The 17722-nt window shown below is 73.7% G+C and carries 6 protein-coding genes, 11 pseudogenes and 1 riboswitch; of the genes and pseudogenes, 5 read left to right on the top strand and 12 right to left on the bottom strand.

From position 1 onward, the window contains the following. A pseudogene (locus ABD794_RS17390) lies at positions 1 to 737 on the top strand (AarF/UbiB family protein); the annotation flags it as partial. Between the two features lie 96 nt (positions 738 to 833). On the opposite strand, the pseudogene ABD794_RS17395 reads toward ABD794_RS17390, so the two are convergent. The 7 genes and pseudogenes from ABD794_RS17395 to ABD794_RS17420 form a co-directional block, all read right to left on the bottom strand. Further along, positions 834 to 1030, bottom strand: a pseudogene (locus ABD794_RS17395) (hypothetical protein). Between the two features lie 134 nt (positions 1031 to 1164). Then, a pseudogene (locus ABD794_RS19175) lies at positions 1165 to 1470 on the bottom strand (hypothetical protein). A gap of 10 nt (positions 1471 to 1480) precedes the next feature. Then, positions 1481 to 1825 (bottom strand): annotated as a pseudogene (locus tag ABD794_RS17400) (WhiB family transcriptional regulator); the annotation flags it as partial. 615 nt (positions 1826 to 2440) lie between these two features. Further along, on the bottom strand, positions 2441 to 2992 hold the full coding sequence (locus ABD794_RS17405) for an HRDC domain-containing protein (RefSeq protein ID WP_344964440.1): 552 nt from the start codon (positions 2990 to 2992) through the stop codon (positions 2441 to 2443). Between the two features lie 7 nt (positions 2993 to 2999). Beyond that, positions 3000 to 3776, bottom strand: a complete 777-nt coding sequence (locus ABD794_RS17410; RefSeq protein WP_344964442.1) for a 3'-5' exonuclease — start codon at positions 3774 to 3776, stop codon at positions 3000 to 3002. 118 nt (positions 3777 to 3894) lie between these two features. Further along, positions 3895 to 4086 (bottom strand): annotated as a pseudogene (locus tag ABD794_RS17415) (UvrD-helicase domain-containing protein); the annotation flags it as partial. After that, the gene (locus ABD794_RS17420; RefSeq protein WP_344964444.1) at positions 4083 to 4685 is read right to left on the bottom strand and encodes a UvrD-helicase domain-containing protein; all 603 of its coding nucleotides are present in this window, start codon (positions 4683 to 4685) and stop codon (positions 4083 to 4085) included. The gene ABD794_RS17420 and the pseudogene ABD794_RS17415, both read right to left, overlap by 4 nt. Positions 4686 to 4857: 172 nt before the next feature. Between ABD794_RS17420 and ABD794_RS17425 the strand changes: the two are divergent. Beyond that, positions 4858 to 5090, top strand: a pseudogene (locus tag ABD794_RS17425) (mycoredoxin). A gap of 23 nt (positions 5091 to 5113) precedes the next feature. Here ABD794_RS17425 and nudC read toward each other — a convergent pair. The 4 genes and pseudogenes from nudC to ABD794_RS17445 all read right to left on the bottom strand — a co-directional run bounded on the left by nudC (position 5114) and on the right by ABD794_RS17445 (position 13324). Beyond that, positions 5114 to 6046: pseudogene (gene nudC / locus ABD794_RS17430) on the bottom strand (NAD(+) diphosphatase). A gap of 60 nt (positions 6047 to 6106) precedes the next feature. After that, positions 6107 to 7429: pseudogene (locus ABD794_RS17435) on the bottom strand (M20/M25/M40 family metallo-hydrolase); the annotation flags it as partial. Positions 7430 to 8514: 1085 nt separating this feature from the next. Further along, positions 8515 to 10017, bottom strand: a complete 1503-nt coding sequence (locus tag ABD794_RS17440; protein WP_344964446.1) for a UvrD-helicase domain-containing protein — start codon at positions 10015 to 10017, stop codon at positions 8515 to 8517. 44 nt (positions 10018 to 10061) lie between these two features. Continuing rightward, positions 10062 to 13324 (bottom strand): annotated as a pseudogene (locus ABD794_RS17445) (ATP-dependent helicase). Positions 13325 to 13737: 413 nt separating this feature from the next. Here ABD794_RS17445 and ABD794_RS17450 point away from each other — a divergent pair. The 3 genes and pseudogenes from ABD794_RS17450 to ABD794_RS17460 all read left to right on the top strand — a co-directional run. After that, a pseudogene (locus ABD794_RS17450) lies at positions 13738 to 13968 on the top strand (DUF3618 domain-containing protein); the annotation flags it as partial. A gap of 128 nt (positions 13969 to 14096) precedes the next feature. Further along, a complete protein-coding gene (locus tag ABD794_RS17455; RefSeq protein WP_048831771.1) occupies positions 14097 to 14399 on the top strand; it encodes a GroES family chaperonin in 303 nt (100 codons plus the stop codon). Positions 14400 to 14413: 14 nt separating this feature from the next. Next, a riboswitch (guanidine-III (ykkC-III) riboswitch) is annotated at positions 14414 to 14481 on the top strand. Between the two features lie 35 nt (positions 14482 to 14516). Beyond that, positions 14517 to 14837 carry a DMT family transporter gene (locus ABD794_RS17460; protein ID WP_199890111.1) on the top strand — a complete coding sequence of 107 codons (321 nt, stop codon included), beginning with the start codon at positions 14517 to 14519 and terminating at the stop codon, positions 14835 to 14837. Between the two features lie 488 nt (positions 14838 to 15325). On the opposite strand, the pseudogene ABD794_RS17465 reads toward ABD794_RS17460, so the two are convergent. Beyond that, positions 15326 to 17618, bottom strand: a pseudogene (locus tag ABD794_RS17465) (transglycosylase domain-containing protein). Between the last annotated feature and the right edge of the window lie 104 nt (positions 17619 to 17722).

Consider the following 17722-nt stretch of genomic DNA (forward strand, 5'->3'; position numbering starts at 1 on the left):
GGCTGGAGGCGAGCGGGCCCCAGATCGCCCACGCCGAGGAGTTCGCGGGGGACGCCGACGTCACGGTGTCGGCCGTGGTTGCACCACAGCGATCAAGTGCTGGTGACGGAGTGGCTGGAGGGGGTGCCGTTGTCCGAGGTGATAACGGACGTGCACCCAGGAGTCCAGCGGGACCGGGCAGTGTCAGTTGCTGGCCCGCTTTCTCTTCTTCGGGCACCGCCCGCGACGGGACTGCTGCACGCCGCACCCGCACCCGGGCAACTTCCGTCTGGTCACCGGCGACCACCCCGACGGGCCACTCGGTGAGAAATGGCGCCTCGGCGTCCTGGACTTCGGCACGTGTGGACCGGCTGCCGCAGGGACTGCCGGCCGAGGATCGGACGGCGCTGCGGCTGACGCTGGACGGCGAGGCCGAGGCGGTCCACGAGCTGCTCCGTGACGAGGGGTTCGTTCAAGCCGGAGATCGAGCTCGACCCGGAAGCCGTGCTCGACTATCTGCTGCCGATCATCGAGCCTGCCCAGGTGGACGAGTTCACCTTCACCCGCGACTGGATGCGGTCCCAGGCCACGCGGATCGCCGATCCCCGCTCTCCCGCGTACCAGCTGGCCCGTCAGCCTCAACCTGCCCCCGGCGTACTTGCTCATCCACCGGGTGACCACGAGCACCATAGGGGTGCTCTGTCAGCTGGGCGCGGACGGTGCGGCTGCGCGACGAGATGGAGGCGTGGGGTCCCGGGGCTTCGCGGACGCCGGCCCGGTGGAGTGGACTGCGGTCAGGGGGACTCCCGCCTGAGCGGGCGGGTCGGGTCCGCCGGAGGCGCGGGCCCGTTCCCTCACCACCAGGCGGAGTCGAGTCGGCCCTCGATCGCTCTGAGGTTGGCGCTGGAGCAGTCGTCGCAGAAGTAGTGGGCGGCCGGCCGTTCTCCACGGAGCAGGTCCAGGTCGGCGGGAAGCCGTCGGCGGTGGTTCCGCAACGGGCACACGTGAGGCGTGGTGCCGGTGGCCTCAGGGTCCAACTGCGCTGAATCAGGCGTCTTCTGGTCCACTCCCAGACGATATACCCCGTGAACGGTTCGTGAGGGTTCAACGCACCCGAACGCACCGGGGGGCCGGTCCTTTCGGGACCGGCCCACCGGTTCACCAAGTCGCGTTCGGCGGAATGGCCTAGTGCTGCATCACGGCCATGGCCAATGCCCGTCGGGCGCGCAGCGAGGCCCGCTCGGCGCGGCGCTGCACGCGCCGGGCCGCCGCGAGCGGACGGCCCTGCCCTCGTGCATATGGGCCACGGGCCAGGACTTCTGGGATGAGTTGGCATTTCGAGGTTCCTGTTCTGACGCGAGGTGATCGCGCCGGAGGTGGTGCGTGCGGGGAGGGCGGAGCCGGCGGGCTCGGGGACGTGTGGTGCATCGTCGGTTCCTGCTTCGTGGGGTCGTGCGCGAGGGGGAGGTCGATCGTGCGGGGAGACCTCATGCGGCGACCGGTTCTTGCGCGGGCGGCCACGGGGGCGCTGCGGGCCACGACGACGCCCTGGACGAAGAGCTCGCCGCCCCAGACGCCCCACGGCTCGCGACGGTCCTATGGCGCCGGCGAGGCAGGCCTCGCGCCAGCGGGCAGGTCTGGCAGAGCGACTTGGCGTACTCCACGTCCGCCGGCGACTCGGCGAAGAAGACCTCCGGAGTCGTAGCTGCGGCACGGGACCGGGGTGCCCAGTTCTCGATCGCGTCGTCGAGGTCGGTGAGCGCGGTCAGTCAAGGTGTCCCTCCGTGGGGACGGGCGGGGGGATCAGGTCGGTGGCTACTGACGGGGTGTGTGCCTTGATCTGCACGGTTGGTGTTCCTCGTCTGTTGTTCCGGCTGGTGGCCGGGCTGGTTTCCCCGCTGCAAGCAAAAGGGCCGCGGATCCCGGTGTGGGTGTTCCGCGGCCCTGGAAGGTGCCGACCTGATCCTGCCGATCAGGCTGGATCTCTTCCAGGTTCGAGCCCACGGAGGCCCCACATCGTGTGGTGCTGCGTACTGCTTCGTCCGGGATTCGGCGCCGTTGGTCTCTGCTGCGAAGGCGTGGAACTGTGCCTCTGCCGCCATTGCCTGTCTGCCGTGGGCGCCTTGTGTCGGTCGCTCATTCCCCAGGGCGGCGCGTTGGCCGGGAGGGCGATGGAGGACAGCACCGGCTGCCGTTGACGGAACCGAGACCGGAGGCGAGGACGACAACCGGATACGGCGTCGACCGCGCGCAGGCCGAGCGGACGCATGGCGAAGGACCGGGCGATCGGTCATTTTGTTGCTGGGGATGAGCTGATCATTGGTCTCGCCTCCTCTCGGCGTCTCGGGACGGACCGCGGTCCGTCGAATCTTCGGTTCAGTACAGCACGGAGCCGGCGGATCCGTAGGATCCGTCGTTCCCCTGCTCGGAAGGCTATGGGTATGCCCTCCGCGCACGCAAACTATTTTTCCGGAGAGATTTCCGAGCCCTCGCACGACCCCGGCTCGCGCCGGCGCACAGCGCCAGGACGTCGGCCCCGAACGTGCCGAGCTTGCGCCTTCACACGGAGATGACGGAAAGCTCCGCCTCGGGTTCCCGGCGCGGCCTCGGCGATCGCCAGCAGCGTCTGTCGGTGAACCGCAGAAGGCGCGGGCTGGCCGAGCCGTTCGGCCTGCCCGGCGCGCCAGTCCAGCAGCCGCTCGTGCAGCCCTTCGTCCCAGCTCGCTGGGGCAGTCCTCGCAGCGCAGCATGCTTGATCTCCCCCGCGTCGTTCAGGGTGCGGCCCGCAGACGCGGCCAGCGCACCGGTTCTGCGCCGCGCCCGGGGGGCGGGGCCGTCGCCGGAGCGGACCGTCCGGAGCCGGACGAGCCCCGATCCGTACGAGACGTGGCCCAGCGGACCCGTGGCGTCCGGCGTGCCCGGGCGGGGGGCCGTGGAGCCCGCCGCAGGCCGGACAGGAAGCGGCTGGGGCGACGGGAGGGGCGCCCGCCCGGCGCCCGGAGAGAGCGCCCACGACAGGGTCAGGTGGCGGCGGGCCCGGGTGACGCCGACGTAGAGCAGCCGGCGCTCCTCTCGATCTGCTCGTCCGTCTTCGCGTAGGTGATCGGCAGCATGCCCTCGGTGAGGGGCCGACCAGGAAGACGGCGTCCCACTCCAGGGCCCTTGGCGGCGTGCAACGAGGCGAGCGTCACACCCTCGACGGTGGGGGCGTGTTGCGCCTCGGTCCGCTCCTGCAGCTCGGTGACGAGGTCGGCGAGCGTGGCGCCAGGGCGGGACCGGGCGAAGTCCTCGGCGAGCCGCACCAGGGCGGCGAGGGACTCCCAGCGGTCGCGGACCGCGCCCGAGCCGGCGGGCGGCTCGGGCGTCCCAGCCCGGGTGGAGAAGGACGGCCCGGACCTGGTCGGCCAGATCCTCGGCGGCGGCCAGCCGGGGTCGGTGCCGTCCGCCGCCCGGGCCGCGCCGCGCAGCAGCACCTGGGCCTCGCGGACCTCGGGGCGCTCGAAGAACCGCTCGGCCCCGCGCAGCTGGTAGGGCACGCCCACGTCGGCGAGGGCCTGCTCGTAGCCCTCGGACTGGGCGTTGATGCGGTAGAGGACCGCGATCTCGCCGGCGGGCACGCCGGAGGCGATGAGGTCGCGGACGCGCCGGTGCGACGCCCTCGGCCTCGGCGGGCTCGTCGGCGAAACTCCGCGTAGGCCGGCTCCGGGGCCGCTCTCCCGCTGGGAGACCAGCTCCAGGCGGTGGTCGGCGGCGCGGCCGCGGGCCTGGGCGAGGAGCCCGTTGGCCAGGCGCACCACCTGGGGGGTGGAGCGGTAGTCGCGGACGAGCCGGACGACGGTGGCGTTGGGGTGGCGGTGTGCGGAAGTCCAGCAGGTGGTCCGGGGTCGCGCCGGTGAAGGAGTAGATCGTCTGGCTGGCGTCGCCGACCACGCAGAGGCTGTCGCGCTCCCCCAGCCAGAGCTCCAGGAGTCGCTGCTGGAGGGGGCTGACGTCCTGGTACTCGTCGACCACGAAGTGCCGGTACTGGCGGCGGACGGTCTCGGCGATGTCGTGCCGGTCCTGGAGGACGCCGACGGTCAGCAGCAGGACGTCCTCGAAGTCGATCACTCCGCGCTCAGCGCTTGAGCTGCTCGTAGACGCCGTAGACCTTGGCGATCTCGGCGGTGTCGCGGGGGGCCTCGCGGCCGCAGCGGACGACGGCGCCGGATACTCCTCGGGGACGGTCTGGGTGACTTGGCCCACTCGATCTCGGCGGTGGTGTCCGCGCAGCTCGCTGCGGTCGAGGCGGACCGGCAGCGGGCCGCGGCCTCGGCGACGAGCTGGACCTTGCGCTCGACAGCCGGGGCAGCTCGCCGCCGACGGCCTTGGGCCAGAAGTACTGGAGCTGGCGCAGGGCGCGAGTGGAAGGTGCGCCTGGACGGCCGGCGGCGCCCAGCTGGCGAGCCGGCCGCGCATACTCGCCCGCCGCGCGGTTGCGTGAAGGTGACGGCGAGCACACTCGCGGGCTGGAGCAGCCCGGAGCGGACCCCGAAGGCGATCCGGTGGGTGATGGCGCGGGTCTTGCCCGTACCCGCGCCGGCCAGCACGCACACGGCCCGTCGAGCGCCGTCGCGACCGGCGCGCTGCTCGGGGTCGAGCCCGTCGAGCACGGCGTCGGCGGTCTCCGGCACCTGGGGAAGAGGGTGGTGTGCGTCTGCTGGTGTCACCCCGGCCATGCTGCCAGGTTCCGGGAGGCGACCGGGACGGTTGTCCACAGGCGGGGCCCTGCGGTCGTACTTATGCTGGCCGGGAATGGCGAAAGGTGCACGTTCTACCACCGGAGGCAGCGCTCCCCCACCACAGCACGATCCCTAAGGAGCCCCATGTCCCGCCGTGACGATGTACAGCACCACCTGGTGCGGCTACTGCGTACGCCTCAAGCGCAGATGGAGCGGGAGGGCATCGAGTACACCGAGGTGAACATCGAGCTCGACCCGGAGTCGGCGGTCTTCGTGGAGAAGGCCAACGGGGGCAAAACCAGACGGTGCCGACCCCTGCTGTTCGCCGACGGCTCCACGCTCACCACCCCTTCTCTCGCCCAGGTCAAGGCCAAGATCGGGGTCGGCGTCTGACCCCCCGGCTTACGGCACTCCGCCTACGGCAGGGGCTCGCCGTACCAGAGCTCGACCAGCCGGCTGCGATCGAGATTCCCGGTGGGAGGCAGCACCTCCCCGTACTTGAACGCGGCCCGCAGCTCTTCCCGGGAGAACCAGCGCGCCTCGTGGATCTCCTCGCCGTCCACCTGGATCTCGGAGGAGGACGGCACGCGCCCGGAAGCCCAGCATCAGGCTGGACGGGAACGGCCAGGGCTGGCTGGCGACGTACTCCACCTTCGCCCACCACCACGCCGGCCTCCTCGGCGACCTCGCGCCGCACCGCCTGCTCGATGGGACTCGCCGGCTCGACGAAGCCGGCGAGCGTGGAGAAGCGGGCCCTCCGGCCAGTGCATCTGGCGGCCCAGCAGGGCGCCGGTCCCGGTCGTCCGTGACCCAGCATGATCACCGCGGGTCGGTCCGCGGGTAGTGCTCGGCGCCGCAGGCCTGGCAGCGGCGGATGTGACCGGCGGCGGCGATGACGGTGCGCTCGCCGCAGCGCGATGCAGAAGCGGTGCAGCCGCTGCCAGTCTCCAGGGCCACCGCGTGCACCAGCAGGCCGGCGTCGCGCGGCGACCAGAGCAGCCCGCCTCGCGCAGCCCGGCCGGCGCGCCGACTGGTCCATGCGGCCGGGCAGGGTGTCCTTCTGCAGGGCGAAGTAGGCCACCCCGTCCTCGTCCTGGCCGAGGAAGTAGCGGTGCGTCTCGGTGACGGGGCCTCGAAGGCCGGCGTCATCACCAGCTCCGTACGGCCGTCGGGGGTGTCGTCGATCAGCGCCTGTCCCCCCGGAGACCACGAAGACCCGGGTCGAAGGGGTGCCTCCAGGCCGCCGCCAGCCATGCCTCGTCCAGGCGGTGGTGCGCGGCGCGGTCGATGCCGCTCGCGCCGCTGAGCGTGATGGGACGGTCGGCCGGGAATGCGGTCCAGGTGGTCACGGCTGCTTCCAACTCCCCCTGTGGTGATGGTCGTGGTGCGTCTGGGGCCGGTGCGGCCCGCTAGTGCCCGCCCGGGCCCGCGGCGAGGTCGCCCCAGAGGTGGGCCGCGGTCTCCACGCCCTTCATGAGGAGGTCGAGCTCGACCTTCTCGTTCGGCGCGTGCCAGCCGTCCGAGGGCACCGAGATGCCGAGGAAACAGCACGGGGACGCCCAGGACGTCCTGCAGGTCGGCGGCGGGGCCGGAGCCGCCCTCGCGGGTGGAAGCGGATCTTCTGCCCGAAGGCGCGGCCCATGGCCCGGACGACGGACTGGGAGCGCGGGGTGGTCCAGCGGCGTCAGACAGGGGCGGGTGCCCCGGTGAACGTGATCCCGTGACGGATGCCGGCGGGGAGGCGGATCGCCGTCCACTCCCGCACGGCCTGCTGGATCCGGTCCGTGTCCTGGCCGGCCCCAAGGCAGGAACGACAGCTTCAGCCGGGCCGAGTCCGGCACGATCGTCTTGCCGCCGGGGCCCTGGTAGCCGCCGCCGATGCGTTGACCTCGGCGGTGGGACGGGCCCAGACGCGCTCCAGGGTGGTGAAGCCGGCCTCGCCCAGCGTGGCGTGCGAGTGCGCGGTGCGCCCGCCAGCGCTCCTCGTCGAAGGGCAGCTCGGCGAAGAGCTCGCGCCTCACGGTCGGTGAGCTCCACGACGCCGTCGTAGAAGCCGGGGATCGCCACGCGGCGGTCCTCGTCGTGCAGGGCGGCGACCAGCCGGGCGGCCTCGGTGGCCGGGTTGGGCACGGCCCGCCGAAGGAGCCGGAGTGGATGTCCTGGTCCGGCCCGTACAGGTCGATCTGGCACTCGACGAGTCCGCGCATGCCGGTGCAGACCGTCGGGGTGTCCTCGGACCACATGCGGTGTCGGAGACGATCACGCTGTCGCAGGCGAGGCGGTCGGCGCGGTCGCGGATCAGGGCCGGGAAGTTCGGGGAGCCGAACTCCTCCTCGCCCTCGACGATCAGCTTGAGGTTGACGGGCCGGGGCCGTCCGGCCGGTGGCCGCCAGGTGCGCGCGGACACCGAGCGTGTGGAAGAACACCTGGCCCTTGTCGTCGGCGGCGCCGCGCCCGTAGAGCCGGCCGTCCTTGAGGACGGGCTCGAACGGGTCGGTGTGCCAGCCGTCCTCGCGGGCGGCCGGCTGGACGTCGTGGTGGCCGTAGACCAGGACCGTGGGGGCGTCGTCGTCCCCGGAGGGCCACTCCGCGAAGACCGCGGGGGCGCCGTTGCCCTCGCCGCCGTCGCCGTCCGTCCCCGTCTCCCAGACCTCGACGGTCGGGAAACCCGTCTCCTTGAGCTTCGCCGCGAGCCAGTCGGCGCTGCGGCGGACATCGGCGGCGCGGCGGGGTCAGGGCCGGGTTCTCGTCGGCCTCCTCGGGTGCGCGCTCCGCCAGCGCGCCCGATCTCGCCGTGGCCGCCTCGCAGTGCTCGCGACAGGGCGTGCGAGAGAGGTCGCGTGGCGGGCTGTCGGGGGCGCTTCTGTCTCTGTGTGAGGCCCCACCAGTGGCCCGTGGAGGCCCCTAGCGAGCTGTGGCAGCTGCGCGAGGTGAAGAGGCTGACGATTAGCCGAGCGGTATAGCTGGCTCCTCGACGGACTGGTGCTTCCCCTCATCTCGTCTGAACGCGCCGCCAGCGCCCTTGGCGCCAGGACGTGTGACGTCGGGGTGAGGGTGTCCGCGTCGCCGCTGCAGGGCGTGCCGCAGGACCGGTGCCTGGGTGCCGTCCAGACATATTCGCGCGGCTTTCTGCTCGCTGGGCGAGTAGGAACGTCGCGTCGCGACACGAGACCGGGGACGGCGACGACGTCCGCACTCCAGGCCGCTATCGCACTTGTGGGCGGTGGAGGGACCTTGTACCGTGTCCTCCGCCCGGGCTAGCGTCGGCTGTCGGAGTGCCCTCTCGTCGCCACTTGCACGGCCGTTGACGCAGGAGTGTTCACCAGGAAGGCGGAGAGCCTGGCGTCCCCGTCCAGGCCGGCGTATGCCGCCGCGGCGATGGTCCGAGGAACATGTGTTCGCGAGCGTCTCGCGGCACGGCGGGCCAGCATGCGCGTGCGGGGATGTGCGGAGTACGAGCTCGACGTCCAGGACCGGGGTCGCAGATGGACGCGGTGCAGACGATCCATCAGCGGATCGTGCCAGGCAGGCGCCGCAGTCGTCTGCGCGCTCCGTCGAGGCGGGCGAAGCGACTCGCCGTTGGCGTCGGCCGAGAACGTGCAGCGCCGTCACACGTCCCGCGGCGCATCCCCGGTCCGTGAGGAAATGTGCCTGTCTGAGCGCTGCGTCGTGCGAGGGACAGATGTCATCTCGCCTGGGCTTCGCGCGCCCTGTCTCGACGTGGCCTCGGCGAGCCGGCGTCCGGGGTCCGTGATCCCGGCGGCGCCGTACGGGACGATGAGCGTGCGCGCGCGCGTGCGGCTCACGTAGGAGCGCCTCAGGTCACGGGCGACACGATGCGCCTCTCAGCGCTGGGCCGGTGTCTACAGGCCGGACGAGCGGTCGGCGTGGACTCGTGGGGTCCTGGAGCATACCTCGCAGACGAGACAACCAGGTCGGTCGATCTCCGGCAGTGCAGACAGCCGGACAGGCCGGGGACGACCTCGCACGGGGCCACGTCCCGCCCTGCGCGTATGCGCGGCGCCGGATGCGGGCAGAATAAGTCGGTGGCGTGGCGGCACAGGACAGGCGACGTCGCCGGGGCGCGACGTGGCCCGTGTCGCACCAGGTTGGACGCTGTCGATGTCGGCCAGCCAGCCAGTTCCTCGGCCTGGGTGGCAGCAGGGCGCAGCGCACCAGCCGTCGTGCTCGGCGCCTGGGCGCGGGGCGCAGCGCCTCGACGCCCTCGTGGCGCTCGCGCAGCGGCGCGGCCAGGCCGTTGGCCAGGCGGAGGAGGCGGCCCGCCGCTGCGCCGGTTCTCGCCGAGGGCGTAGCGGTTCGCGGGGCGGCCGTCGGCGTGCGGGAAGTGGCGCGGGAAGTCGTCGAGGTTGGCCACGGAGGCGCCGCGCCAGCCGTAGATGGCCTGGCAGGGGTCGCCGACGGCGGTGACGGCGTGGCCCGTGCCGGCCCCGAACAGGCCGGCGAGCAGGAGGCGTTGGGCGAGACGGAGGTGTCCTGGTACTCGTCGAGGAGGACCACCTCGAACTGCTCGCGCAGGATGCGGCCGACCTCGGGGCGGGTGCGGGCGGTCTCGGCGGAGAGGGGCTATCTGGTCGCCGAAGTCGAGGAGGTCGCGGGCGCGCTTCTCCGCGCGGTACGCCTCGACGAGGCCGGTCAGCTCGCGGCGGGCGCGGGCGGTCTCGGGGGCCTTGCGCAGGTCGGCGTTGGTGAGCCGGGCTCCTTCGAGCGCGGAGAGCAGCTCCTCGTCGTGGGCCCGCAGGGCGGCCGGGTCGACCAGGTGCTCGGCGACGCTCGCCGTCGAGGGCGAGGAGGTCGGCGACGAGGTCGGCGAACGGGCGGTGTGGAGCGCGGGGTGCGGGCCCGGCGAGGAGCGCAGGACGCGGGCGGCGAGCTGGAAGCGGGTGGCGTCCGCGAGGAGCCGGGCGGTGGGCTCCAGGCCGATGCGCAGGCCGTGCTCCTTGAGGAGGCGGCCGGCGAAGGCGTGGTACGTGGAGATCTGCGGCTCGCCGGGGCCGTCCTCGTCGGTGGCCTCACCGGCGGTGACGCCGGCCTTGGCCAGCGCCTTGCGGACGCGGTCGGCGAGTTCGCCGGCCGCCTTGTTGGTGAAGGTGAGGCCGAGTACGCGCTCGGGTGCCACCTGGCCGGTGCCGACCAGCCAGACGACGCGGGCGGCCATCACGGTGGTTCTTGCCGGAGCCGGCGCGGCGACGATCACCTGGGGGGCGGGCGGGGCGGTGATGCAGGCCGTCTGCTCGGGGGGTGAAGGGGATGCCGAGCAGGTCCTTGAGCTGCTCGGGGTCGGTGTGAGGCGCGGCGTCATGTCCCTCACGGTAACGGGGACCGCTGACAGGGCCCGGGGCGTGCTCACTCCACCACCTGCCGCCCCTCCGGCCTCGCCGAGCACGCTGCCCGGAAGGCACAGTGCGTGCAGTGCTGGCCGGGGCGCGGGGCGAAGCGTTTCGTCCAGGACGCGGCCGGCCGCCGTGGCCAGGAGTTCGCCGACCCAGCCGTCGCCCGAGGTCTCCAGGGACTCCTGCGCCTGGACCTTCGGCAGCGCGTCCCCGCCGTCCCGCTTCACACCGCGCCCTGCCGCAGCTGGACCAGTTCCGCGCCGCCGGACCGGGGCCGCTCGCCGTCGAACAGGTCGTCCACCGCGCCCTGCCCGACCGCCAGCTGGTAGACGGCGAGCTGCGGGTGGCGGGCGACCTCGGCGGCGCTCGGGGCGCTCCTGCCGGTTCTTGAAGTCGACCACGTACGCCCGGCCCGCCTCGTCCCTCTCCACGCGGTCCATGGAGCCGCGCACCCGCACCAGGTACTGCTCCGCCTTCAGCGTGACGTCGAAGGGGTGCTCACTGGCGACCGGCGTGCGGCCGCGTTCCAGGACGTGCCAGCGCAGGAAGCGTTCCAGGGCGGCCCGCGCGTTCTCCTTCTCCTGGCGGGACTTCCAGGGGGCATCGAAGGCGAGCGCGTCCCAGACGGTGTCCAGGCGCTCCATCAGGACGGCGAGGTCGGCCGGGGTGCGGCCGGACGCGACGTCGTCGGGCGAGGACGTGGACCACGTTGCCGAAGCCCTGGGCGGGGCCGGCCGGGGCCTCCGCCCGCACCTCGCGCCCCAGGAACCACTGGAGGGAGCAGGTGTCCGCGAGCTGGCCGAGCGCGGAGCCGGAGAGCGCCACCGGGCGCTCGCGGTCGCGCAGCGGCACCCCGCTGTGCGTCGGTTCGTACAGCCCCCACCAGCGGTCGGGGTCGGCGGCGGGGACGAGCGGCCGGTCCTCCTCGTCGCGCAGCGCGGCGAGCCGGGCGAGGCGGGCCGCGGCGGCGGACCGCAGGGCGGGGGACGCGGCGGGGTCCACGGTGGTGGACCGCAGCTCGGCGACGAGCGCGGCGACGGCGAGCGGCCGCCGGGGGCGCTGGGTGACGTCCACCGGCTCGACGCCGAGTTCGGCGAGGAAGCGGGAGGGCTGGTCGCCGTCCTCCGCCGACGCCTTGACCGCCGTGACGACCAGGCGCTCCCGGGCGCGCGTGGCGGCCACGTAGAACAGCCGCCGTTCCTCGGCCAGGAGGGCGCCGGGCGGCAGGGGTTCGGCGAGGCCGTCGCGGCCGATGCGGTCCGCCTCCAGCAGCGAGCCGCGGCGGCGCAGGTCGGGCCAGAGGCCCTCCTGGACGCCGGCGACGACGACGAGCCGCCACTCCAGGCCCTTGGAGCGGTGCGCGGTCATCAGCCGGACGGCGTCCGTCCGCACCGGGCGGCGGGTGAGGGTGTCGGCGGCGATGTCCTGGGCCTCCAGCTCGTCCAGGAAGTTGAGGACGTCCCGGCCGCCGACGCGTTCCTCGGCGCGGGCCGCGGTCTCGAACAGGGCGCACACCGCGTCCAGATCGCGGTCCGCGTTGCGTCCGGCCGCCCCGCCGCGGTGCGCGGCGCGGCGCAGCCGGTCGGGCCAGGGGGTGCCGTCCCCACAGCGCCCACAGGGCGTCCTCGGCGGTGCCGCCGGCCGCCAGCCGCTCGCGGGCGGTGCGCAGCAGCGCGCCCAGGCGCTGGGCGCCCTTGGCGTACGCCGGGTCGTGCGCGACCAGGCGCTCGGGCTCGGCGAGCGCCTCGGCGACGAGCACGTCCGAGGGCCGGGGGACGGTCCCGGCCGGCGGCCCCGTTCCTCCTCGCGCAGGGCGCGGCCGAGCCGGCGCAGGTCGGTGCCGTCCATGCCGCCGAGCGGCGAGGTGAGCAGGGCGAGGGCGGTCTCGGGGGCGAGGGACGCGGGGGCTGCGCAGGCGTCGGGATCGTCGTCGGGGACCCTGCCCGCCGCCACCTGCTCCGCCACCACCCGCAGCGCCGTCAGCAGCGGCGCCACCGCCGGTTCGTGGCGCAGCGGGACGTCGTCGCCGTCGACCTCCACCGGTACGCCCGCCGAGGTCAGCGCGCGGCGCAGCACCGGCAGGGAGCGGGAGCCGGCGCGGACCAGGACGGCCATGTCGCCCCCAGGGGACGCCGTCCTCCAGGTGGGCGCGGCGCAGGATGTCGGCGACGTTGTCGGTCTCGGCGCCTGCGGTGGGGTAGGTGTACGCCTCGACCCGGCCGCCGGGGCGGTCGGCGGTCAGGTCGCGGTGGGGCGCGGACGGCGGCGGCCGGGAGGCGGGTGAGCGGCATCCGGGCGGTGAGGAGCCGGGTGGCGGCCAGCAGCGCGGCGCCGGAGCGGCGCGAGGTGGTCAGCACGCGCACCGGGGCGGGCGTGCCGTCGCGGCGCGCGGAAGGCGTCCGGGAAGTCGAGGATGCCGCCCACGTCCGCGCCGCGGAAGGCGTAGATGGACTGGTCCGGATCGCCGAAGGCGATCAGCGGGCGGCCCCCGCCGGCCAGCGCGCGCAGCAGCCGCACCTGCGCGGCGTCGGTGTCCTGGTACTCGTCCACGAAGACCGGTCGTAGCGCGCGCGGCCAGGTCGCCGCTACCGTCGGGCCGTTCGGCGAGCAGGACGGCGCGGTGCACCAGTTCCGCGTAGTCGAGCACGCCGCGGGCGTCGAGGACGTCCGAGGTACTCGCGAGGAAGGCGGCCGCGGCCGCCCAGTCGCCGCGCCGGGTGTGCGCTCGGCGAAGTCGGCCAGTTCGCCGGGCCCCAGGCCCAGTTTCGCGGCTGCGGGCGAGGACGGCGCGCACCTCGTCGGCGAAGCCGCGCGTGGTCAGGCACGCGACGCAGCTCGTCCGGCCAGCGCACCGCCCCGCGCCCCTCGCGCCTCCAGCTCGGTCTGGCCGGCCAGCAGGTCGCGCACGGTGACGTCCTGCTCGGGGCCGGAGAGCAGCCGCGGCGGCTCGCCGAAGGGCTCCGCGTCCCGGTGCGCGCGGACCAGGGCGTGGCAGTACGAGTGGAAGGTGGTCGCCTGCGGGGCGCGGGCTCCGCCGAGCCGGGCCGCCATGCGGTCGCGCAGCTCGACGGCGGCCTTGCGTTGCTGAAGGTGAGGACCAGGACGCGCTCGGGGCCGGCGCCCCGCCGCACCCGTTCGGCGACGCTCTCGACGAGCGTGGTGGTCTTGCCCGTCCCGGGCCGGCGAGCACCAGCAGCGGCCCGGAGCCGTGCTCACACACCGCGCGCTGCGCCGCGTCAGCCGTGCGGGGACCGCGGGACCCGGCGGGGTGCGCACCAGGCGGTACGCGCCGGCGCCGTCCGGAGCGTCCCGCCGGTGCTCCGGGCGGTCCGGGCGCGACGAGCCGGAGGGGGGATGGGATCTCACGTGGGTACGGGTCCTGGTCGGTGACGGGGGCGGTCGGGGCGGTAAGGGCGGTCCCCGACGCTACGCCAGAGACGGGCGGGGCGCAGATCGTCCCGGGAGTCACCCCGGGCGTTCGAGCACCTCATCCGTTCGGGTGGCCCGGGTGCACCGTGGATCAGGTGTCGCGTTTCACACCGTCCGCACCACGCGAACCGTCCGGGACGCCGTCCCCAGCGCGCTCCGCGCGCCATCGCGATGCGGAACGGACCCCGCCGGGCCGGCGGAACGCAGCGGCGTCCCCTCCTCCCGGTAGCGCTCCAGGGCGCGCCGCTCGTGGCCGGGAGCAGATGCATCCGAGCACGATCATCGGCGACGCGAAGGCGAAGGTGGCCTCGAAGGTCGACCACACCGCGGGTCGGGCCTGTGCGTTCGCGAACCGGGTCGTCGCCGATGTGCGGTCGCAGTTCATGACGGACGAGGGCGTGCCCCGGCTGGAGCGGATCGTCCCGGCGGCGATGGTGGCCGTGGGCGTGCTGGGGCTGCTGACGGTCTCGTCCAAGCGCCACAAGGCGTAAGGCCCTCCCGGGCCCGGTCCGGGGCGCGGCCCGGCCCCGGTCGGGCAGCTGTGGCGCCGCGGACCCGCCCGGGCGGGTAACGTCGTGGCGTGCGTACGAACACGACCCACGACAAGCTGCCCATCCGGATGCTCCACGACCGGGTGCTGGTGCGTACCGACATTCCCGAGGGCGAGCGCCGGTCCACCGGCGGCATCGTCATCCCGGCGACGGCGGCGGTGGGCCGCCGGCTGGCCTGGGCCGAGGTCGTGGCGGTCGGGCAGAGCGTACGCACGGTCGAGCCCGGCGACCGGGTCCTGTACGACCCGGAGGACCGCGCCGAGGTGGAGGTCCGCGGCGTCGCGTACGTCCTGATGCGCGAGCGCGACCTGCACGCGGTGGCCGCGGAGCGGCTGGAGGGCTCGGAGGACTCGACGGGTCTGTACCTGTAGATCTGCAGGACCTTGCAGGACCTGTAGCCTGGATTCATCCCGACGAGACGCGCCGTACCGGGTCACGACAAGACGACGCACCCCTGAAGCGAATCACTTCCGGAGGTGCCGTCCGTCATGGCATGGGTTCTGTTGATCGTCGCCGGTCTGCTCGAGGTCGGCTGGTCGATCGGGATGAAGTACACCGAGGGTTTCACGCGGCTGTGGCCGAGCGTGTTCACGGTCGCGGGCATCGTGGCCAGCATGATCCTGCTGTCGCAGGCGGCGCGTTCGCTGCCGATCGGTACGGCGTACGGCGTGTGGGTCGGCATCGGGGCCGCCGGGGCGGCGGTGCTGGGCATGTGCGTGCTGGGCGAGCCGGCGACGGCGGCGCGGATCTTTTTTGTGGTGTTGCTGTTGGTGGCGGTGGTGGGCCTGAAGGCGACGTCGGGTCACTAGGGGGTTCTCTCTCCCCGCCCCGCCCTTTCCCCGTTTCCGCTGGGGCTGCGCCCCTGCGGCACCCCCGCTGGCGCGCGGTGCGCGCCGGGCCCGCGCTCCGCGCGGTGGGACCGCGGGTCCGCGCTCCGCGCGAGGTGGGCGGGGCTCCGCCCCTGCGCCCCACCGGGGGCTGCGCCCCCTGGACCCCTGCCCGGGGCTCCACCCCCTGGCCCCCGAAGCGCCCTGCGGGCGCTGTCCTCAAACGCCGGACGGGCTGAAATGGCGCGCCCGGGCCTGAAATCCAGCCCGGGCGGGGCAATCAGCCCGTCCGGCGCTTGAGGACAACCGCGCGGAGCGCGGTTGCTGGGTCCGGGGCGGAGCCCCGGCAGGGGCCAGGGGCGCAGCCCCGGTATCGCGGCGCAGCCGCGTTGTGGGTCGAGGGGCGGAGCCCCCGGGAGAAATGGTGAAAGGGCGGGGCGGGGCAGACCCCACCCCCCGGCCCCACGGCCTCAGTAGTCGTACCCGAGCAGATCATGATGCTCCCCACCCCGTCCCTCCCGACCCCCCGGATTCGGCCCGAGCGTGATGATCGGGAGTGACGGCGGGCCCGTCGGCGGGCCGGTCGGCGGGGCCGGTGGGCCGGTCGGCGGGCCGGGCGGGGGCGCGAACGACGTCGTCGGCGGACGGCGCGGCGGCGCGGAGGAGACCGGCGGCGAGGAGGAGACCGGCGGCGGGCGCCGACGTCGAGGGCGCCTCCGGCGGCGGGCTCCCGGCCCCCTGCTCCAGCTCCAGGTCGAAGTCCCGCGCCGGCGTGCCCTCCAGCGCGCCGGCCGTGTACTCGGCCCAGATCCGCGCCGGGTAGCCGCCCCCGTTGATGCGCGGCAGCCCCGTCGCCCCGTAGAGCGACTTCTGCTCGCCGCTGTCGGAGTCCTGCCCCATGACCGCCACCACGGTCGCCAGGTCGGGGGTGTAGCCGGCGAACCAGGCCGCCTTGTCCTCCTCCGCCGTGCCCGTCTTGCCGGCCGACGGCCGTCCGGAGTTGCGGGCGGCGGCCCCGGTGCCGCCGGGGCTGTCGACGACGCTCTGCAGGATGGACGTGGTGGTGTCCGCCGCGTCCCGCGGCACGGCCTGCTTCTTGTCGCCGACGTTCGGCAGGTGCAGGCTCTCGCCGCCCTTGCTGGCCTTCTCGACCAGCGTGTACGGCCCGTGCCGGCCGTGGTTGGCGAGCGTGGCGTAGGCCTGGGCCATGTCCAGGACGCTGGCGGTGGCCGGCCCGAGCGCGATCGAGGGGGAGGCGGTCAGGTCGGGGGTCTTCTCGGGGACGCCGAGGGCGATGGCCGTGGCCTTGACCTTCCCGGGGCCGACGTCCTGGGCCATCTGCGCGTACACGGCGTTGACCGACAGGTCCGTCGCCTTGGTGACGGTGATGGGCCCGTAGCTGCGGTCGTCCTCGTTGGCGGGGTTGTAGCCGACGGGCCCGTCGGGCCCGACGACCTGCCGCTTGTCGGTGCCGTCGTAGATCGTGTACGGGGTGATCGTCCGGCCCGACTGCGTCGTCGCGCCGTGCTGCACCGCCGAGGTGAAGACGAACGGCTTGAACGTCGAGCCGACCTGGTAGTCGCGGCGGGTGGCGTTGTTGACGTACTGCTTGGTGTAGTCGATGCCGCCGTAGAGGGCGACGACCTTCCCCGTCCGGGGTTCGACGGAGGCGCCGCCGGCCCGGACGTAGGAGTCGACCTTCCGGGAGTCGCTGAGCTCGTCCATCAGCTCGGACTTCACGGCCTTGACGAAGGCGTCCTGCTTCTTGCGGTCGATGGTGGTGGTGATCCGGTAGCCGCCGGCGGCCAGCGTCTGCTCATCGACGATCTTGTTGCTGGTGAGGTAGTCCTTGACCGCCTCGACGAGGTAGCCGCGCTGGCCCGACATCCCCAGCCTCGGCCGGGACTTGCCGGGGGCGGGGAACTTGAGGGAGGCGCGCTCGGCGGGGCTGAGCCAGCCCTTCTTGACCATGCCGTCGAGGACGTAGTTCCACCGGGCCATGGCCCGCGGCTTGTTCTCGGGGTGGGCCCCGACGTCGTACGCGCTCGGCGCGTTCAGCAGCGTCGCCAGGTAGGCGCCCTGCGCGGTGTCGATCTTGTCGGAGTCCTTGCCGTAGTACGCCTGGGACGCGGCCTGGATCCCGTAGGCGTTGCGGCCGAAGTAGCTGGTGTTGAGGTAGCCCTCGAGGATGTCGTCCTTGCTGGACTCGCGGTCCAGCTTGATGGCGATGAAGAACTCCTTCACCTTGCGGCTGATGGTCTGTTCCTGGCCGAGGTAGTAGTTCTTGACGTATTGCTGGGTGATCGTGGAACCCGACTGCTTGCCCTTGCCGGTGACGGTGTTCCACGCCGCGCGGACCATCGCCTCGGGGTTGACGGCGGACTCCGAGTAGAAGTCCCGGTCCTCGGCGGCGAGCACGGCGTGCTGGACGTTCTTGGGGATGCGGCTGAGCGGGACGCTCTCCCGGTTGACCTCGCCGTCGCGGGCCAGCTGGCTCCCGTCGGCGTAGAGGAAGACGTTGCTCTCCGCGGTCGCGGCCTTGTTGGCCGCCGGGATGTCGACCAGGGTGTACCCCGCGATGAGGCCGCCCGCGACGAGGAGGACGATCAGGACGAACGCCCCGAGCACCAGGCGCCACGTGGGCAGCAGTCGGCGCCATCCGGAGCGCTTGCGGGGGCGGGCGGCCTCGCCTCTCGGCGCCCAGGCCGGTGGCGGGCCGGCAGCCCGGTCACGGGGCCGTTGTCGTGAATGCTCGTCGCTCATCTTTCCTGGAACTCCTCGGCCCGTTGCCGGGGTTGGCCGCGGCGCAGCGGTGTCGTGTCGTGTCAGGCGGTCCGTGTACCCGGGGCAGTGCTGCCAAAGCAGTG

This window comes from Streptomyces thioluteus (assembly GCF_039535865.1).